At 51.6% G+C, this 572-nt stretch carries 2 protein-coding genes; both read left to right on the plus strand.

What is annotated here, in order from left to right; genetic code table 11:
* Nucleotides 1-2: 2 nt before the first annotated feature.
* Nucleotides 3-194: a hypothetical protein gene (locus AWH66_RS17910; protein ID WP_062463819.1), complete on the plus strand. Its 192-nt coding sequence runs from the start codon at nt 3-5 to the stop codon at nt 192-194.
* The gene (locus tag AWH66_RS17915) at nt 191-565 is read left to right on the plus strand and encodes a DNAase (protein WP_071487862.1); all 375 of its coding nucleotides are present in this window, start codon (nt 191-193) and stop codon (nt 563-565) included. Before AWH66_RS17910 ends, AWH66_RS17915 begins: the two co-directional genes overlap by 4 nt.
* The last annotated feature ends 7 nt before the right edge of the window (nt 566-572 follow it).

Here is a 572-nt window from a genome sequence, read left to right on the forward strand (position 1 = left end):
ATATGTTTGGAGCAATGACCAGTTTAACGGGCGGTGGTGGTTTGAAAGGCGGGAGCGCTGGACCATCGGCGGCTAAGAGTAGCAACCAATCAGGGCAATCCATTGGCGGCATCAATATGGGTGGCGGCGTGAGTCCTTGGCTTATCGTTGCTATCGCTATTACCGTCGTCGTTGCCTTAAAGGTACTCAAATGATTCAAGTGGTAACGCAAAACCAAAGTGTGCAAGAGCGTTTACGTGATGCCTTTCGCGCTTGTCCTGATGACTTCGCACTGATGCAACAGGCTATCAATGATGACCTTGTGAGCATCTACCAGATACAAGGCGATGACTATCACCTTGCTGTCGCGGGTGAGGTGGTCGGTGATGACTATTTTGTGTGGGCAGTGGAGGGAACGGGCGCGGTGCAAGCCACTCGTGAACTGGCGACCTACGTTAAAAATAGCGGTCTGAAAGCGATTACCACAAAAACCTATTTTCCTTTGGTGGCTCGGCTTCTCAAGCGGCTAGGCAATGTCTCAACCGTCGAGCAAGGCGACCACCAATTATTACGATGGGAGGTGTAGCGCATGG

The sequence above is a fragment of the Vibrio barjaei genome, from assembly GCF_001639065.2.
In the GTDB taxonomy this organism is placed as follows: domain Bacteria; phylum Pseudomonadota; class Gammaproteobacteria; order Enterobacterales; family Vibrionaceae; genus Vibrio; species Vibrio barjaei.

Excerpts from the sequence above, each read along its gene's own strand:
- AWH66_RS17910 (WP_062463819.1), top strand. The coding sequence starts at position 3 with ATGTTTGGAGCAATGACCAGTTTAACGGGCGGTGGTGGTTTGAAAGGC.
- AWH66_RS17915 (WP_071487862.1), top strand. The coding sequence starts at position 191 with ATGATTCAAGTGGTAACGCAAAACCAAAGTGTGCAAGAGCGTTTACGT.